Origin of the sequence: Pigmentiphaga litoralis, assembly GCF_013408655.1 — a bacterium.
GTDB lineage: Bacteria > Pseudomonadota > Gammaproteobacteria > Burkholderiales > Burkholderiaceae_B > Pigmentiphaga > Pigmentiphaga litoralis_A.
Window position 1 is genome coordinate 3,294,161 of sequence record NZ_JACCBP010000001.1, and the last position, 16,095, is coordinate 3,310,255.

16 protein-coding genes are annotated in these 16,095 nt (G+C 63.0%); 9 read left to right on the forward strand and 7 right to left on the reverse strand.

The annotated features are described in order from the left end of the window. Position 1 precedes the first annotated feature (1 nt). The 7 genes from HD883_RS14880 to HD883_RS14910 all read left to right on the forward strand — a co-directional run bounded on the left by HD883_RS14880 (position 2) and on the right by HD883_RS14910 (position 6,896). The gene (locus tag HD883_RS14880) at positions 2 to 634 is read left to right on the forward strand and encodes an SRPBCC family protein (protein WP_179584112.1); all 633 of its coding nucleotides are present in this window, start codon (positions 2 to 4) and stop codon (positions 632 to 634) included. Positions 635 to 674: 40 nt separating this feature from the next. Beyond that, positions 675 to 2,336: a class I adenylate-forming enzyme family protein gene (locus HD883_RS14885; protein ID WP_257022218.1), complete on the forward strand. Its 1,662-nt coding sequence runs from the start codon at positions 675 to 677 to the stop codon at positions 2,334 to 2,336. Further along, positions 2,333 to 2,857 (forward strand): PaaI family thioesterase, encoded by a 525-nt coding sequence (locus tag HD883_RS14890; RefSeq protein ID WP_179584110.1) that lies wholly within the window; start codon positions 2,333 to 2,335, stop codon positions 2,855 to 2,857. The genes HD883_RS14885 and HD883_RS14890 overlap by 4 nt, the downstream gene beginning before the upstream one ends. A 4-nt stretch (positions 2,858 to 2,861) precedes the next feature. Then, positions 2,862 to 3,866 carry an NADPH:quinone oxidoreductase family protein gene (locus HD883_RS14895; RefSeq protein ID WP_179584108.1) on the forward strand — a complete coding sequence of 335 codons (1,005 nt, stop codon included), beginning with the start codon at positions 2,862 to 2,864 and terminating at the stop codon, positions 3,864 to 3,866. A 72-nt stretch (positions 3,867 to 3,938) separates the two neighbouring features. Then, positions 3,939 to 4,853 (forward strand): helix-turn-helix domain-containing protein, encoded by a 915-nt coding sequence (locus HD883_RS14900; protein WP_179584106.1) that lies wholly within the window; start codon positions 3,939 to 3,941, stop codon positions 4,851 to 4,853. Positions 4,854 to 4,855: 2 nt separating this feature from the next. Next, complete coding sequence (locus tag HD883_RS14905; RefSeq protein WP_179584104.1) at positions 4,856 to 5,575, forward strand: class II aldolase/adducin family protein; 720 nt, start codon at positions 4,856 to 4,858, stop codon at positions 5,573 to 5,575. A gap of 322 nt (positions 5,576 to 5,897) precedes the next feature. Then, entirely contained in the window at positions 5,898 to 6,896 is a 999-nt protein-coding gene (locus HD883_RS14910) for a Bug family tripartite tricarboxylate transporter substrate binding protein (protein WP_179584102.1), read from the forward strand. Between the two features lie 47 nt (positions 6,897 to 6,943). Here the strand turns inward: HD883_RS14910 and HD883_RS14915 are convergent, their stop codons facing one another. The 6 genes from HD883_RS14915 to HD883_RS14940 all read right to left on the reverse strand — a co-directional run bounded on the left by HD883_RS14915 (position 6,944) and on the right by HD883_RS14940 (position 13,323). Beyond that, positions 6,944 to 7,924, reverse strand: a complete 981-nt coding sequence (locus tag HD883_RS14915) for a Bug family tripartite tricarboxylate transporter substrate binding protein (RefSeq protein ID WP_179584100.1) — start codon at positions 7,922 to 7,924, stop codon at positions 6,944 to 6,946. Positions 7,925 to 8,036: 112 nt separating this feature from the next. Continuing rightward, complete coding sequence (locus HD883_RS14920; RefSeq protein ID WP_179584098.1) at positions 8,037 to 8,537, reverse strand: aromatic-ring-hydroxylating dioxygenase subunit beta; 501 nt, start codon at positions 8,535 to 8,537, stop codon at positions 8,037 to 8,039. After that, positions 8,534 to 9,931, reverse strand: a complete 1,398-nt coding sequence (locus HD883_RS14925) for an aromatic ring-hydroxylating oxygenase subunit alpha (RefSeq protein ID WP_179584096.1) — start codon at positions 9,929 to 9,931, stop codon at positions 8,534 to 8,536. Before HD883_RS14925 ends, HD883_RS14920 begins: the two co-directional genes overlap by 4 nt. 102 nt (positions 9,932 to 10,033) lie before the next feature. Next, positions 10,034 to 11,041: a LysR family transcriptional regulator gene (locus HD883_RS14930; protein ID WP_179584085.1), complete on the reverse strand. Its 1,008-nt coding sequence runs from the start codon at positions 11,039 to 11,041 to the stop codon at positions 10,034 to 10,036. Between the two features lie 167 nt (positions 11,042 to 11,208). Further along, a complete protein-coding gene (locus HD883_RS14935; RefSeq protein ID WP_179584083.1) occupies positions 11,209 to 12,183 on the reverse strand; it encodes a Bug family tripartite tricarboxylate transporter substrate binding protein in 975 nt (324 codons plus the stop codon). A gap of 114 nt (positions 12,184 to 12,297) precedes the next feature. Next, positions 12,298 to 13,323, reverse strand: coding sequence for a TauD/TfdA family dioxygenase (locus HD883_RS14940; RefSeq protein WP_179584081.1), 1,026 nt, complete (start codon positions 13,321 to 13,323; stop codon positions 12,298 to 12,300). Positions 13,324 to 13,537: 214 nt separating this feature from the next. Between HD883_RS14940 and HD883_RS14945 the strand changes: the two genes are divergently transcribed. Beyond that, entirely contained in the window at positions 13,538 to 14,461 is a 924-nt protein-coding gene (locus tag HD883_RS14945) for a LysR family transcriptional regulator (protein ID WP_179584079.1), read from the forward strand. On the opposite strand, the gene HD883_RS14950 is transcribed toward HD883_RS14945, so the two are convergent. Then, positions 14,458 to 14,739, reverse strand: a complete 282-nt coding sequence (locus HD883_RS14950) for a DUF3297 family protein (RefSeq protein WP_179584077.1) — start codon at positions 14,737 to 14,739, stop codon at positions 14,458 to 14,460. The two genes, HD883_RS14945 and HD883_RS14950, sit on opposite strands and share 4 nt — an antisense overlap. Positions 14,740 to 14,957: 218 nt before the next feature. Here HD883_RS14950 and HD883_RS14955 point away from each other — a divergent pair, with 218 nt between their 5' ends. Further along, a complete protein-coding gene (locus tag HD883_RS14955; protein WP_179584075.1) occupies positions 14,958 to 16,088 on the forward strand; it encodes a hypothetical protein in 1,131 nt (376 codons plus the stop codon). The last annotated feature ends 7 nt before the right edge of the window (positions 16,089 to 16,095 follow it).

Consider the following 16,095-nt stretch of genomic DNA (forward strand, 5'->3'; position numbering starts at 1 on the left):
CATGCAATTTGCCAACTCCTTCGAAGTGTCGCTTCCGCCGGAACAGGCCTGGCCCGTGTTGATGGACGTGACCTCCGTCGTGCCCTGCATGCCCGGCGCGGAGCTGACCGAAGTCATCGACGATCGCCATTTCAAGGGCAAGGTATCGGTGCGGCTTGGGCCGGTGGCACTGTCGTTCAACTGCACGGCGGCGTTTGAGGACGTGGACGACACGGCGCATCGGGCACGCATCGTTTCGCGCGGCACCGACGCCAAAGGGCGCGGGGGTGCAAACGCAACGATCGCACTGTCGCTTTCCCCCTCGGCAAAGGGCTCGCGGGTTGACGTCCAGACGGACCTGGCGATGAGCGGTGCGGTCGCGCAATACGGCCGGGGGTCGGGCGTCATTCAGAGCGTTGCCACACAGATCATTTCGCAGTTTTCAAAAAACCTCGAAGCCCGGATCGAGCAGCTGCGCGGCGCCGGCGCACTCGACGCCCCGGGCTCGACGCAGGCAGCCGCTGTGGCGCCCGTCCATGCCGCATCAACACCGCCTGCCGCGCCTGCCCCCGTGCAGGCCAAGCCCATCAGCGGCTTCGCATTGCTGTGGGCGTCATTCAGGGCGACGGCAAAAGGTTGGTTCGGCGCCAGATGACTTGCACTTCGTTGAACACGCTCATAGGACTCCGCCAGACATGATGAACACCACGCTCACCCTGCTCAGCGCCCCGCAGCTTCGCGCCTTTTACGCGGCGGGGCATTGGACCGACGACACCATCTATCTGTCGGCTCGCAAGCACGCGGAAAGCCATCCCGATGCGTACGCCATCCGGGACGGCAAGCGGCGCCTGACTTATCGGCAGTTGCTCGATGCCGTGGACGCCCTGGCCGCCGATCTGCATGCGGCGGGCGTGGAGCCGGGTCAACGCGTCGGGGTCTGGTTGCCCAGCCGGGTCGAAACCGCGGTGGCGCTGCTGGCCTGCTCGCGCAACGCCTACACCTGCTGCCCTTCCCTGCATCGCGACCACACGGCTGCTGACATCGCCGGCCTGATGACACGGGTGCGCGCGGCCGCGTTTATCGGCGAAGCCAACTATGGCGCCGATGCCGGCCGGAAGGATGTGTTCACGTTGCTGGAAGGGCTGGACACCTTGAAGCGGGTGATCCGCATCGAACCGCTCAACGCAGCGACGCCGGCGGTCGATTTTCCAGCAGGCAGCCACGCGGCCCCGCCCGTGTCCGAGGACCCCAATCGCGTGGTCTACCTGGCCTTCACGTCGGGCACCACTGGTCAGCCCAAGGGTGTCATGCACAGTGACAACACCCTGCTCGCCAATGCCCGCGCGATCGCCAAGGACTGGCACTTCGGGCCGGAATCGGTGCTGTACACGATGAGCCCGCTCAGTCATAACCTGGGATTCGGCGCGATGGTGTCGGCATTCGCCACGGGCGGCGAAGTCGTGATCCACGATCTGCCCCGCGGTGCGAGCCTGCTTGACCGGCTGCTTGAGACTGGCACCAGCTTTCTGTTCGGTGTGCCGACCCACGCGATCGATCTGCTGGCCGAATTGCGTGTCCGCCAATCCGAGTCCGTGGGACGCCTGACCGGCTTTCGCATATCAGGCGCCTCGGCCCCGCAGGAAGTGGTGGCCGAACTGCTGCGCCTGGGCGTGAAACCGCAAAGCGGCTACGGCATGACCGAAGCGTGTTCGCATCACTACACCCTGCCCGATGACGACCCTCGACGCATTCTTGAAACCTCGGGCCGCGCCTGCGACGGTTACGAAATTCGTATCTTCTCGCTGGAAGACCCCGACCTGGAATTGACGGTAGGCGACGTCGGCCAGATCGGCGGACGCGGTGCGAGCCTGATGCTCGGTTACTTCGACGACCAGACCGCAACCGAAAGTTCGTTCAACAAGGCAGGCTGGTTCATGACTGGCGACGTGGGCTGCCTGGATGCCGACGGCTATCTGAACATTACCGGCCGCAAGAAGGAACTGATCATCCGCGGCGGGCACAACATCTACCCGGCCCGTATCGAAAACCTGGCCCTTCAGCATGGCGCGATTGCCCGTGCCGCAGTGGTGCCGGTCCCCGATCCCCGCCTGGGGGAAAAGGTCTGCCTGGCGTTCTCGTTGCAGGCGGGCAAGACGGTGGATGCCGATGCTTTGCTGCAGCACCTGGATGATGCCGGCCTGTCGCGTTACGACATGCCCGAATACCTGATCGAAGTACCGAACATTCCGTTGACGGCCAGCGGCAAGATCTACAAACGCGCGCTGATCGACGCCTTGCATGCCGGGGAGCTGACGCCTACCCCAGTGCGCTTCAAGCCCGCACCGCAGAACGCATGAACGACGACAAGGCTGCGGCATCCGCCCGCACGGACCACGTCGCCATGGCGCGTTTGCGTCATGAGTTGGCGCATCCCCCCTTCCACTCGGTGCTGCGGCCCGAGGCCATCAATGCGAGTCTGGACGGACAGGTCACGATCCTGCTGCCTTACCAGCCTGTGTTCGGCCGCGCGGCGGATTCGGGCAACGTGCATGGCGGCGTGCTGGCGGCGTTGATTGACCTGTCGGCGCACGCCGCGGTCGCCGTGCAGACCGGGCGCATGGCGCCGACAGTTGATCTGCGGATCGACTACCTGCTTGCCGCACCGGCCGCTGACCTGATCGCGCGCGCCCGGACCTTGCGCGTGGGCAGGAACCTGGCCCGTGCCGATGTCGAGATCATGGCGGCCGCGGGCGGGCCCGTGATCGCAGTGGGGCGTGGGACCTTCAGCACCTTCGTTGTGCCTTCGCCTGTTGGTGATTCGTCCAAGCCTGATTCGTCCCAGCCTGATTCGTCCCAGCCTGATTCATCCAAGGATTGACCGCATGCGCGCCGCTCTCGTTCGTGAATTTGGCCCCGTCGACCAACTGACGGTGGAAACGATCGCCGATCCCGAGGCCACTGCCGGCCACGTGGTCATCGACATCCACGCCACCGCCGTGAACTTCGTCGACCTGCTCGTCATTACCGGCAAATACCAGTTCCTGCCGCCGCGGCCCTTCGCGCCGGGCAAACTGCCGTGCGGCGTGGTCAGCGCCGTCGGCCCGGACGTCACCACCTTGAAGGTGGGCGACCGCGTGTTGACGCTGCACGAGCAGGGCGGGTACGCCGAAAAGGTGCGCGTGCCGGCCCACGATTGCTACGTGCTGCCTGACCGCCTGTCGTTCGTCGACGCCGCGGCCATGTCGCTGGCCTATGACACGGCATGGTTCGCGTTGTGCGAACGCGGCCGAGCCAAGGCAGGCGAATCCGTGCTGGTGCTGGGCGCGACCGGCGGCGTGGGATTGGCCGCCGTGCAGTTGGCGCGTGCGTATGGCCTGCACGTGCTGGCCGCCGTGTCCGCACCGGGCAAGGCGCAGCAAGTGCTGGACGCGGGCGCGCACGGTGTTGTCGACTTGTCGCAAGGCGATCTGATCGACAGCCTGCGCGACCAGGTGCGCGCGCAGACGGACGGCAAGGGGGTGGACATCGTGATCGACACCCTGGGCGGCGATGTGTTCGACGCCGCCATCCGCGCGATTGCCTGGCGCGGCCGGCTGGTCGTGGTGGGCTTTGCCACCGGCCGCATCCCGACGCTGAAGGTCAATTACGTCATGCTCAAGAACATCGAGGTCAGCGGCCTGCAGGTGAGCGACTACCGCAAGCGCACGCCCGATGAAATGGCGCACTGCATCCGCGAAATCTTCCGGTTGGTTGAAGCGGGCGCGCTGCGGCCCTCCGCGGTCACACGCTACCCGCTGGAAGACGTGGCAAGCGCGCTGACTGCCCTGCAATCCCGGCAGGCGTCAGGCCGCCTGGTGCTGACGATGAACGAGACCGCCTCGCTATAATCCAGAAAAAGGGTACCTAGCCAAAATGTGGACAAACTGGGGCCTTTGCTCAAATTGGCACTGGAGACCGAGATGACTTTACGCTACGACGAAATTGGGAAACGACTCAAAGCCTTCCGCATGGCTTCGGGCATGAACGCGGACGAAATCGCCCAACGTATCGGCATCTCGCGGACCGCCCTGTATCGCTTCGAAAAGGGCGAGCTGGCCAAGATTGAAACGCTGGAAAAACTGTCGGAATTGCTGAACGTGTCGATGCCCACCCTGCTGGGTGTCGGCATCGAATACATGCCATCGGCCGTGGCCTATTTCGAGCGGACCCGTCAGCTGGAAGAGACCGCGGAACATCTGCTGGTGCTGGCCGGACCGATCTCTTTCCTGCTGGCGTCCTTCCAGTTCGAAGGCATGCTCGATACGGTCCTGCGCGAAAGCATTCCGGAAGATGCACCCAACCGGCAACGCAGCCTGGACGACGTGAACCAGATCATGGACATCCTGCACCAGCGCAAGGAAAGCTATCGCAAGCGCCGGCCCAGCATCGTCAATCTGATCTCCACCACGCAGATCGAACGCTTCCTGCAGAACGGCATGGCAGGCCGGCAGAATCTGCCCGCCTCGGTGGCCGCGCAACGCCGCGAAATGGCCCGCCAGGAAGTCGAACATTTCGTGAACCTGATCGAAGGTGACGAGATCGGCGTGCAGATCGGCCTGGTCAGCGACACCCTGCCGCACAACGGTTTCCAGATCTTCCGCAACGCACAGGGAAGCACCCTGACGCTGAGTCCCTTCCGGCTGGGCGAACAGCCCAACATCCGTGTAGGCGTGGCCATGGCGACATCGGCGCCCGAAGCGCTGACGCTGCACCAGAACATCGTGAACGATGCCTGGCGCACCGCCATGAAAGGCCCGGCCGCTGCCGCCTTCCTGAAAAAGAAACTCCAGACGCTGTCGAGTCTGGCGCCCGTGTCCACCCGAAAAAGAGCCTGATCATGCCCCCTTCCGAAAGCATCGACGCACTGATTGCCGAACTGGTTGCCGCCAACCACGTGCTTGCCAATGAAAATGTGCTTGATGCTTTCGGTCATGTCAGCGTGCGGCATCCGGACCGGCCGTCGCATTTCCTGCTGTCGTGTTCGCGTGCGCCCGAACTGGTGGCCCCGGCCGACATTCTTGAGTACGACGAGATGTCCCAGCCCGTCACTCCCCTGGACGGGCGATCCCTATATATCGAACGATTCATTCACGGCGAGATCTACCGCACGCGTCCTGATGTGAACGCCATCTGCCATCACCACGCCGCAGCGGTCATGCCATTCTGCATCAGTGGCACGCCGCTGGTGCCGGTGTATCAGCATGGCGCCTTCATGGGTGGAACCGTACCGTTCTGGGACAGCCAGGACGAATTCGGCGATACCAATCTGCTATTGAGCAATGTGGATCACGGCGCCTCGCTGGCGCGTGCGCTGGGACCGAACTGGGTCGTGCTGATGCGCCGTCATGGCGCCACGGTGGCCGCCGTCAATCTGACCGAACTGGTGTTCCGCGCGGTGACGAGCTGCATGAACGCGGGCTTCCAGTACCAGTCGCAGTTGCTTGGAAAAGTGGATGTACTGTCGCCCGGCGAAGTCGCCAAGGCCGGACTGATCGCGCCGTCGGCCATGCTGCGCGCCTGCGATTACTGGAAGTCGCGCCTGCCTGCGGCGGCCTGATTGCAGACGACCCGCCGCGCTTGAATCCCATTATTGGAATAAGTCGTACTTTTTGTTTACTGACGTGAGGGAAGTGGAGCACCATATCGGAGCGAGCTGAACCTGCCTGGGCACGAGCTTGTGCAGGCCGAGCACCACATCGCTGCGGGGATCGTCCTATCTATATCAGCCCCCGCGTTCGGCTTCACGACCAAGGCCCGCACTACGCCTGAGTAAGGCTTCCGCACGCCTGTCGAGTACTAATTTATTTACATTGGCCAAAATTGGAACGGTAATTGCTTTATTGACGCTTTGTGATCCACCTCGGAGCAGGAGCCCCGTCATGCGCCCCCACCAGTCTGAAGTTCTTCGAATCGCTGCGTACCGCTGCGCCCCCGCCCTGGCTGTCGCCATGCTGTCGACCGCGCTTGCCCCGGGCGCGCAAGCGGCCTATCCGGATCGCCCCATCGTGTTCGTGGTCGCCTATGCGCCAGGTGGCGGCACCGACACAGCAGCGCGAGCCTTGGCACGCGGGTTGTCGACCCAACTGAAGCAGTCGATCATCGTGGAAAACCGGCCCGGCGCGGGGGGCACGATCGGGGCCGGTCAGGTCCAACGCGCCGCGCCCGACGGCTACACCTTCCTGTTCGCGGATCCGGCCTTTGTCATCAACACCGGACTGATGCCGAACGTTGGCTACAACCTGAAGACCGACTTCACGCCTGTCTCCACCGTGACGATGTCGCCGCTGGTGCTGTCGGTGCACCCGGCCCTGCCGGTCAAGGACATCGCGGCGCTAGACGAACTGGCCCGCACCAAGCCGGGCGGCTTGAGCTATTCGTCGGCCGGCATCGGCACCACGCCGCACATGGCGGGCGAAATGCTGCGCTTCGCCACCAAGGCGCCGTTCACGCACATCCCCTACAAAGGCAGCGGGCCGGCCATGAGCAATCTGGTCGCTGGACAGCTGGACTTTTCGTTTTCGACAATCGCAGCGGCCAAGCCCTTCATCCAGCAAAAGATGATCAAGGCCATCGCCACGACCGGCCCGACCCGCAGCGCCGAATTCCCCGACGTGCCCGCCATTGCCGAAACCATCCCCGGGTACCAAGTGCTGTTCTGGACCGCCCTGTTCGCGCCCGCCAAGACCCCGCCCGCCATCATCGACGCCATGAATACGGCAGTGCGCAATGCACTGGCGGATCCCGAAACCAAGGCAACCATTGAACGGTCGGGTGACACCGCCACCTATCTGCCTACCGAGAAGGTCGGCGGCTTTGTTGACGATGAACTGCGCCGCTGGAACAGCCTGGTCAAAGAGGCGAACATTCGGCCGGAATGATGCTACCGGGGGCCGGATCGCGGATTGTCTGGCCCCCGCACTCCCCGCTATTGCGCCAACTTGAACTGGATCTTGGCCGCCACATCTTTCCATTGACTGACGTCCGCCGCCACGCGCTGGTCCATCTCGTCGGGTGTCGTCTTTACGGGTGACAGGGCTTGCCCCTTGAACCGCTCGTGCGTCTTCGGATCATCAACATAGGCGTGCAGCTCTTTGTTGAGAAAATCAACGATCGGCCTGGGTGTGTTCTTGGGCGCGAACACGGCGTACCAAAGGTCCACGCGATAGCCCGCAACCCCCTGCTCCGCCACCGTGGGCAAATCCGGCATCTCGGACCACCGCTTGTCACCCGTCACGGCAAGCGCGCGCAGGGCACCGGATTTGATATGCGGCAAGGCCGTGTTGGCCGCGCTGAAAATGACCTGCACCCGGCTCGCCAGCAGTTCGGGAATCATCTGCGCCGCCCCCTTGAACGGGATGTGCACCATCTGCGTGCCGGCCAAAGAATCGAACAAGGCGCCTGCCATGTGCTGCACCGTTCCCGGTCCTGAACTCGCATAGTTCAAGCTGCCCGGCCGGCTCTTGGACAGCGCAATCAGTTCCTGGACGTTGCGCACACCCAGGCTGGGATTGACCACCAGAATGATCGGCATGTCGGCCACGATACCCAGACCCGTGAGGTCTTTGGTCAGGCTGAAGGGAGACGTCTCGCGGGTCGCATCAACGATCGTTGCCGTGTTGGCGCCCATCAGCAGGCTGTAGCCGTCAGGCGCGGCCTTGGCCACCAGATCGGACCCGATGATGCCCCCGCCCCCGGCCTTGTTCTCGACCACGAACGGCTGTTTGACACGTTCGTTCATGAACGCGCTGATATCGCGCGCCAAGAAATCATTCCCGCCGCCCGCCGAAAAGGGAACGATGAAACGCACCGGTTTGTTGGGATAGGACTGTGCCTGCACGGCACCCAAAGACACACTACACAGCAGGCCGACACAGGCCAGCGGCCGAACGAAGCGAGACGCGAACATAGCAAACCTCCGGTAGGGACATCGAATGAAGAAATCGTCTCGGGTGCGTCTTCTGATGCGCGCAGTAGGGGGTAGAACGCGACCGCATGGCGACCGATCGTCGATCGTCAGGTCACACGCAGTAGATATCCAGCAGGGTCGGGATGTAGTCGTTCATCAGCACAATGTGCTTCTTGCGGATGCGCCAGCCCTGCTCCGATCGTTCCAGCTCATGCCGATAGGAACCGAAGAACGCGTGTGCATCGCGGTGCCGCGGGAACACCACGTGGCAGCTCCAGGAGGACCGGATCGCAATCGAATCCTCCGCCCGGTCGACCACCAGTTCCGTGCCCAGCACATGGCAGGTCCGGGGCAAGGGCCGCGATGCCGGTGACTTGCGCGACGTGATCCGCGCAATACGATCATCCAGTCCGGCACGACTGGCGTAATAGATGTGCGACAGCCCGTCTTGCGGATCGGCGTTTAATGTTTCTTCGGTGCGCCACATCGGCATCCAGTACTCGCAGTTGTCGGTGTACAGGTCCAGCCACTCGGTCCACCGATGCTCGTCCAGATACATGGCTTCGCGGCGGATCACGTCAATGGCTGCCTGGCCATCGCTGCGGTCGCTCATGGCGTGACGCCTTCAGCGCTCAAGGCCACACCCGCACTGCGTGCGCCCGCCATCATCAGGCGGTGCCACGCCCGGTACGACGCCAGATAGCACATCTCTTGCTGGACAACAAAGTTGCTCTCCACGCTGAAGTCCGGAGTGATACCCAGCGTCTCAGCCGTGGGGTTTGCGCCGCGCTGGAACAGCCCGCGTCCGCGCTCGTTGCCCTGGGTGTAATCGAACAGGCCAGGCGTGGCGCCACTGCCGCCCGCCTGATATCCGTCCTGGCAGTCCTCGTAGATCACCGTGTCGTCAGGGGTCGCGAAACCGGACGGATTGAAGAAGTCTTCAAACTGACGCAGGCGCCACGCGCGCCGCTCGGGCGACTCGCCAATGGGCGCGAGGCAATAGACGCGCATCTCGGTTTCGTTGGCCGACAAGGGGCGGAACGTGCGGATCAACAGCGACGTCGAATCGGCGATCTGCATGTTCGGGAAGATCACGCAGTTCTTCAGGTTCAGCATCCAGTGCGCCTTGGTCTCGCCCACGCGTTCGCGAATCTCGTCGATCACCGGCCAGATCGGCCGCTTTTCCTTTTCCGGCTGATTCAGCCAGTTCAGCGAGTGCCCATGCGCAAACAGGAAGGTGCCGCCCTGCTGGGCATTACGCTTTTCCCAATCGAATTGTTTGGCATCCTGATTGCCCCCGCCGTCGCGCCGCTTGGCCTGCACATCCAGAAAGCTGGAATGCGTCGACGTCAGGTGGTAGTTGTCCATCCCGTTGTCCATCTGCAATTTCCAGTTGCCCCGGTACGAATACACCGCCCGCCCCGGCACGAACTCCATACCCTCGGGTCCCTGGTCCATGTAGCAATCAATGAAGAATTTCATGTCGCCCAGAAAAGCGTCGAGCGGCGGCACGTCCTTGATCAGACAGGCAAAGATCAGGCCCTTGTACGACTCCAGCCGCGCGATCGGCAACAGGTCATGGTTGGTGGCGTCGAAGGCAGGGCCGTAATTTCCGGCAGCTTCATCCTTGATGTGGAAGTTCTTGCCCTGGCAGTCGTAGGCCCAGCCGTGATACGGACAGGTCAGGTACTTCTGGCGGCCCTGCTCCTGCACGACGATCTTTGCGCCCTTGTGCCGACAGGCGTTCAGAAAGCCGTGCAGCTGGCCGTCTTCACCGCGGGTGATGATGACGGGCACCCGCCCGATCTGCGTCGTCAGGAACGCGTTCCTTGCCGGCAGTTGCGACGCCAGCCCGATGAACGACCAGGTGCGCTCGAAGATATACCGCTGTTCCAGTTCGAAGATTTCGGGGTCGGTGTACACGTCACGATGCACACGGAACACGGCGTCGTCGGGCCGGTCATCGATACAGCGCTTCAACCGCTCGTAGGTGTCTGCCGAAATCATCGCGCGCTCCAGACGGGTCAACGCAAATCGTAGCGTCGCACTGCGCGCCAGGCGAATGAGAAAAACTCATTCGCCACATGACTGGATGAGGGGTGTGGTCCGCTATGTCGCCCGCGTGGTGGCCGGGGCGGGAGCCCGTGTTGCCCACCGGGTCCGATCAGCCAACCGCGTCGCGTCCGCTTCCGCATGCAACCATCGCTTGAACGCCATGACCGCCGGCCGGCGGTTCGCGGCCTTGCTGCTGATCAACTGATAACCCGACGCCAGGGGAATCGTCAGATCGAACGGCGCCACCAGCTTGCCCGCCTCCAGTTCCGCTGCGGCCAGCACCGGAAAGCACATCACGATGCCCATGTTGTCCACAGCGGCCTCGATGGCCAACGACGCCTGCGTAAACCGCAGCCCGTGATCCGTGCGGATATGCCCCGCGCCCGCGGCATCCAGCCACAACTGCCACAGCGAACGTTCGCCATAAATGGCGTCGCGATCGCAATGCAGGGGCGTGAAGGCATCGAGCTGGTCCGGCGACGTCAGCGGCGGATGGCGCGCCAGCAAGGCCGGACTGCACAGCGGCGTCACCGCCGCATCCAGCAGCCGCTCGGTCAGCAACCCCGGCACGTTGCCCGCGCCGTAGATCAGGGTGATATCGGCCTGGTCGCCGCCCGCGTCGGGCAGTCCGGACCGCGCATCACCCGGGCGCAATTCCATGAACAGCCGGGCATACGTATCGACATACACATCCACCCCGGGGTGGCCAACAATGAAGCGGTGCAGCCGCGGCATCAGCCAGCGCATCGAAAACGACGGCGACGTCCGGACGGTAATCACCTCGCTTTGCGGATGCAGCTTCAGCTGCTCCACAAAGTCGCGCACGTTATCCAGGCCGCGCTGCAAGGTCGGCAGGCAGGCCCGCGCCGCCGGCGTCAGCTCGACACCATGCGCGTCGCGCACGAACAGCGACATGCCCAGCACATCTTCCAGTTGCGTGACCCGATGGCTGACGGCCGTGGGCGTCACATGCAGTTCCTCCGCCGCCTTCTTGAAGCTCCTGAGGCGGGCAGCGGCTTCGAACACTTTGAGCGCATTGAGCGGCGGCGTGCGAGCGTCCATGGCGGCGGGTTCCTGCGTTGTCTGATCGAAAACCGAACACTGCAAGGACCGCAGTCCAAGGCGCGACACCGGGATCCGGTATCGCGCTGGACCATTCTACGTAGCGGGATGCCATCGACACAGAAAAAAAATGGCCTGGACGTCACGGCGCTCGCATACACGCTCGGTCACACGGCCTTGATGCCCGTTTTGGCCAATGCCCTTTCCCAAAAACCCTTGTCCTTTTGCATGCTGCGCGCGAACTCCTGCTGCGTCATCAGCTTGACCTCGACAGACCGAGTCTCCAGCGCGCGTTGCAGTTCCGGATGGCTGATGGAACGGTTCCAGGCATCCACCAGCTTGGCCGTTTGCGGCTCCGGCAGGCCGGCAGGCGCGACCAGCCCCGACCATCCGACGACCTCCATGTCTTGCACGCCGAGTTCGCCGAAGGTTGGAACGTCGGGAAATAGTTTCATTCGAGTCGTGCCTGTCACTGCAAGCGGCTTCAAGCGACCGGTCCGCAGCAGGTCTTCGGCCCCGGTCACGGTCTGCAGCGTCATGTCCACTTCGCCCGAAAACACGGCATTGATGGCGGGGCCCTGCCCGTTGTAAGGCACGTGCACAATCTGCAGGTTCTGCGTCGCCTTCAGGTATTCCATCAACACATGCGACGACGCGCCGATCCCGCCAGAACTATAGGTGTACCGCTCCGGCTCCTTGGAAATGAGCGACCTGACGTCGGCAAGTGTGGTGGCGGCAATTCGCGTGGGATTCACGAACAGCACGAAGGCCTGTGACCCAAGATGCCCGATCGGGCGAAAGCTTTTGACGGCGTCAAAACCGCTGGGGCGGATCACGGTGTTGATGAACAGACCGCCACCGACAAGGCCCAGCGTATAGCCATCGGCAGGCGCCTTGGCCAGACGGGAATAGCCGATGTTGCCGCCCGCGCCGGGCACATTCTTGACGACCACGCTTTGTCCGAGCTCCTTGCTCAGCGTATCGGCGGACAGGCGGCCGATCACGTCAACCAGCCCGCCGGGCGCAAACGGAACCACCAGTTCGATCGGCCGGGTGAAGAGGCTTTGCGCGCGGAGCGGCCCCGACGCGGCCAGTGCGGCGAGCGCCAGACAGAAGTGGCGACGGTGAGCGTGATGCGTCATGAGGCAGCCTTGAAAAGAGTGGGAAATGACGGAAGTCGGAATGGCGAACCCGGCATGGGGCATGGGGCATGGGGCATGGTTACGCGTCAGCCCCCTTGGGCCGTGCGCCATGGATCATGCGGCTGACGTTTGACCGCGTCGCTGGATCGCCAGCGCCTGCAATCGCTGCATGTACGTCGATGGCAACTCCATGCCGGGCTGACGCCGTTGTCCCCACTTTTCGTGGTCTTCGGCCGTGTGGAACACCTGCGCTTCGGGCAAGGGCGGCCACTCTGGCACTGCCAGCCATAGGCGTAGCAAATGGCGGCGCTCGGCCACCTCGTCGGCATCCTCATAATCCGTGCGCCCATGCAGCACCAGCCGATTGTTCAGGAACTGGATGTCCCCTTCTGCGAAATCCATGTCCACATAAAAATCCGGGGACTCGGCCAGCCGTTCGACGCACGTGATCGCTTCCAGCTCGTCATCCGTCAAGGTGGCGTCCCCTCGTGCCGCGGCGCTCCGGGCATAGCCGCCAAGGAAATAACAGGCCACGGAGGCTGCTGCGTGCCCCTGCCGGGTAAACACCGGCACCCGTTGCCGGCTAAGGACGCGCCCGGAGCCGAACTGCGCATCCAGATCCATGCGCCGATAGAAGAACCCTCGGTAGAGCGTGTCCAGCACGTCGGGGCGCGTCGCGAGCAAGGCGTCGTGCAAGGCCACCGCACTGGCGATCCGGCTGGCGCCGCCCGACCTTGCCCTGCGTAAACACATCAGGCCCACCACGTCGCAGGAATCGGTGTGCATCCCCATGTGGCCTCCGGTGTGATACCCGCGCGACTTGTCCTGCAAGTCGGTCTGATCGATCACATGGCCCAGACGCTCCCCCTGGTAGGACTGCACCATCGACCGCCCGAGATAGGCCCCCAACCCGAAATAGATCCGCGCCATATCGTCCGCCGAATAACGGTGCCGCGGAAGCCCTCGGAGCATGACGAAGCCGCGCCCCGATCTCAGGTTGTCCTTGACGCGCGCAAGCAGGTCGGCCGTAACGGTCAATGGAAAACTGCTGCGCGTGATGTCTGTCAGGTCCAGGTCACCCAGCGCCTTCAGATGGGTCAAGGCGCGATCAATCTCATCAAGTTCCGGCGGCGACAGCACGTGAAGGCACTCCGTCTTCCAGTCGACCGAATGGCTGCGCCACGCAGCGGGACCACCGACAGGAGTGTGCGAAGGAAGCGATAGGTTGGACATTGCCGTCAGGGATCGATGTGGATGACGGAATGATTTTGGAAGGCGCAGCCTGATCTATCCAATACTATTTTCGGCATGCCCTGATACCATCGACGCAACTCTGGTCAGGACGGACGACAGCATGGACTTACGGCAATTGAAGCAGTTCACGGTATTGGCCGAAGAGCTCAACTTTCGCCGCGCGGCGACTCGCCTGCACATGACGCAGCCGCCGCTCAGCGCCGCCATTCAGCGCCTTGAGGAAAGTGTGGGGGTCCTGCTATTTGATCGCGATCGCAGCAAGGTGCGCCTGACCGCCGCAGGCACGGCCTTTCTTCGTGAAGTTCGCCAGTTGCTTGCGCAGGCAGAGGCCGCGGTTGCCACGGCGCGATCCGCCGAGCAAGGCGTGACCGATGCACTAGGGATTGCCGCCGTCGACAGTGTCGCGTTCGAGTTGCTGCCCGGCATCCTGCAGACCTTCTGCGCAGCGTTTCCTTCCGCGCAAATCTCGTTGCAGATGGCATCCACCGAAAACGCGATTGCAGCCCTGCACAAAGGGACGCTGGACGTGGCGATCATCGTTCCGTCGGCGAATCCGGCCGGCGGACTCACGATCACGGCGCTGACAGAAGAACGCTTTTGCCTGGCGGTTGCGGCTCACCATCGGCTCAGTCACCGGCGCACCGTCCGACTGTCCGAACTGGCCGATGATCAGTTCGTGTCGCTGTATCCGTTTTCATCCGGACCAGGCTATTCGGTCGCGTTGCTCCAGGCTTTTCACGACGCCAAGATCTATCCGCGCATCGCACCAGGCGATTCGCGAACCTTGGCAAACCTTGTGCTGGTCAGTGCGGGGGTCAGCGTGGCCCTGGTACCGCGGCCGGTGCGTCACCTCCAGGTCGCGGGCGTCACGTTTCTGGACGTGGTGTCCGAAGCCCGCAAGCCGCTGCGCTACCCGCTGGCCCTGGCCAAGGCGTCAGGCAATGACTCGCCGTTGGTGAAGGTCTTTGAGGATATGGCGCGGGAGGCGGTGGCGGGAAAACGCAAGCGCCCCACGCGGGCTTAGCGGTAGAACGCTTCGACCTTGCCCTTCAGCTTGATCAGCAGCGGCTGGCCCCGACGGTCCTTGGCCTTGGGCGATCGCACGCGGATCCAGCGTTCGCTGATGCAGTACTCCTCGACGTCGGTACGTTCCACGTCGTTGAAACGAATGCCGATGTCGCGTTCGAACGCGGCGGCCACGTGATGCGGGCTGCGCGGGTCGATCGAAAGGTGATCAGGCAACGGGGGCAGCGTGTCGGTGTTGGGGGCGGCGTTGGGGGTAGTGTCGGTAGTGTCGGTCATGTCACTCATGTCGATGCGAAGAAAGAAGCGAGCGCCAGTTTACCGGCTGGCGGCGCGGCGGATGATGATGGCGCGGGAGCCCATGGCCGATGGTTCGCCGAGAGAGGCAGATCAGCACTCGGATTCGAGGCAACGTACCCCTCCCCTCGGTTACGATTGGTTGCATCGAGATTTCGTCGCGCACATTGGCGTGCCGAAGGGACTGAAGGATTCTGCTTATGACCATTTCCGGACTGAAGTACTGCCTTGCCGTTGTGTCGATCACCATCGCCCTGCTCCCATCGGCCGCATCCGCATTCCAGGTTCTGCCTCGTCTGAGCGACGTGGACCGCAGGCTGACAGGCCTGGGCGGGAACCGCCTGGTGGATGGCATTGGTCAATGGATCGTAGGCAACGCGCTTCCCATGATCAAAAGTCCAGTCCACGAAGCGATCACGTTGAACGCGCTCGATTGCGTGGTGCAACCGGGATCGGAATCGTTATGCCTGACGGAATCCGCAATACGCGCCAACCAGATCTTGCTATACGGTGTGCGGTGGCCGGACGATCCGCCGTTCGCGCTGAACCGCGCATCTCCTCCCCGTATTGCTGACTGCAATCCAGCGGTGACCTTGCGCTCCACCGCGCAGCCTAAGTGCTGGAAGGCACTGTTCTCTGACGCCGAGCGGACCGCCAAAGCGCGCACGGCAAGTCAACCTGGTGAGCCGGCGTTTGGTCCCGGCGATTACCTGCTGTATCGCTCGCATTTTGGTGACCTGCAATTCTTTCATTCCATGGCGGCGTATGACGGCGAATTGGCTGCGGCGACGCAGCGGCGAATGAAGATGTGGGCCCAATTTCTTTGGGGCATCGCGATCAAGACTGTTCCGAGCACTGACTTTATCCGCGACCTTGGCGTGGACCAACTGGAGTTCTATTTCCCCGGCGACATGACAGCGATGAACCTGTTCGCCACCGGCATCATCGAAGTGCGAAAGGATCTGGATAAGGTTGCGCTAGGGGCACTGCTGCACATGCTGCAAGACAGCTTCTCGCAGGCGCATGCTGGTCGCGAGCCAGAAAGCGGTGCGTCGTGCGCCACGATTCCTCGATTTGCACAGCCCGGCAGGATCCGCCAGTTCTACAGCTACGCGGGGCAAGTGGGCACGTTGCACGATCATGAAGATACCTTCGATGCACTGGGCCTGCAGACGCTGCAGGTCAGCCCCAGTGTTGTGGACGCAAGCCGCGCCTTCCTGACGTTGTGGCAAGACAATGCCCCCTGGACCGAAGCAGAAAAATACTTTGACTGCGCGTTTGCGCTATCTGCGCCCAGCGCTACGGCGGGACCGGGACCCTTTTCTTATTGATGTGCAC

Excerpts from the sequence above, each read along its gene's own strand:
- HD883_RS14935 (WP_179584083.1), bottom strand. The coding sequence starts at position 12,183 with ATGACGCATCACGCTCACCGTCGCCACTTCTGTCTGGCGCTCGCCGCA.
- HD883_RS14905 (WP_179584104.1), top strand. The coding sequence starts at position 4,856 with ATGCCCCCTTCCGAAAGCATCGACGCACTGATTGCCGAACTGGTTGCC.
- HD883_RS14945 (WP_179584079.1), top strand. The coding sequence starts at position 13,538 with ATGGACTTACGGCAATTGAAGCAGTTCACGGTATTGGCCGAAGAGCTC.
- HD883_RS14900 (WP_179584106.1), top strand. The coding sequence starts at position 3,939 with ATGACTTTACGCTACGACGAAATTGGGAAACGACTCAAAGCCTTCCGC.
- HD883_RS14895 (WP_179584108.1), top strand. The coding sequence starts at position 2,862 with ATGCGCGCCGCTCTCGTTCGTGAATTTGGCCCCGTCGACCAACTGACG.
- HD883_RS14885 (WP_257022218.1), top strand. The coding sequence starts at position 675 with ATGATGAACACCACGCTCACCCTGCTCAGCGCCCCGCAGCTTCGCGCC.
- HD883_RS14915 (WP_179584100.1), bottom strand. The coding sequence starts at position 7,924 with ATGTTCGCGTCTCGCTTCGTTCGGCCGCTGGCCTGTGTCGGCCTGCTG.
- HD883_RS14890 (WP_179584110.1), top strand. The coding sequence starts at position 2,333 with ATGAACGACGACAAGGCTGCGGCATCCGCCCGCACGGACCACGTCGCC.
- HD883_RS14955 (WP_179584075.1), top strand. The coding sequence starts at position 14,958 with ATGACCATTTCCGGACTGAAGTACTGCCTTGCCGTTGTGTCGATCACC.
- HD883_RS14920 (WP_179584098.1), bottom strand. The coding sequence starts at position 8,537 with ATGAGCGACCGCAGCGATGGCCAGGCAGCCATTGACGTGATCCGCCGC.
- HD883_RS14925 (WP_179584096.1), bottom strand. The coding sequence starts at position 9,931 with ATGATTTCGGCAGACACCTACGAGCGGTTGAAGCGCTGTATCGATGAC.
- HD883_RS14880 (WP_179584112.1), top strand. The coding sequence starts at position 2 with ATGCAATTTGCCAACTCCTTCGAAGTGTCGCTTCCGCCGGAACAGGCC.
- HD883_RS14910 (WP_179584102.1), top strand. The coding sequence starts at position 5,898 with ATGCGCCCCCACCAGTCTGAAGTTCTTCGAATCGCTGCGTACCGCTGC.
- HD883_RS14950 (WP_179584077.1), bottom strand. The coding sequence starts at position 14,739 with ATGACCGACACTACCGACACTACCCCCAACGCCGCCCCCAACACCGAC.
- HD883_RS14930 (WP_179584085.1), bottom strand. The coding sequence starts at position 11,041 with ATGGACGCTCGCACGCCGCCGCTCAATGCGCTCAAAGTGTTCGAAGCC.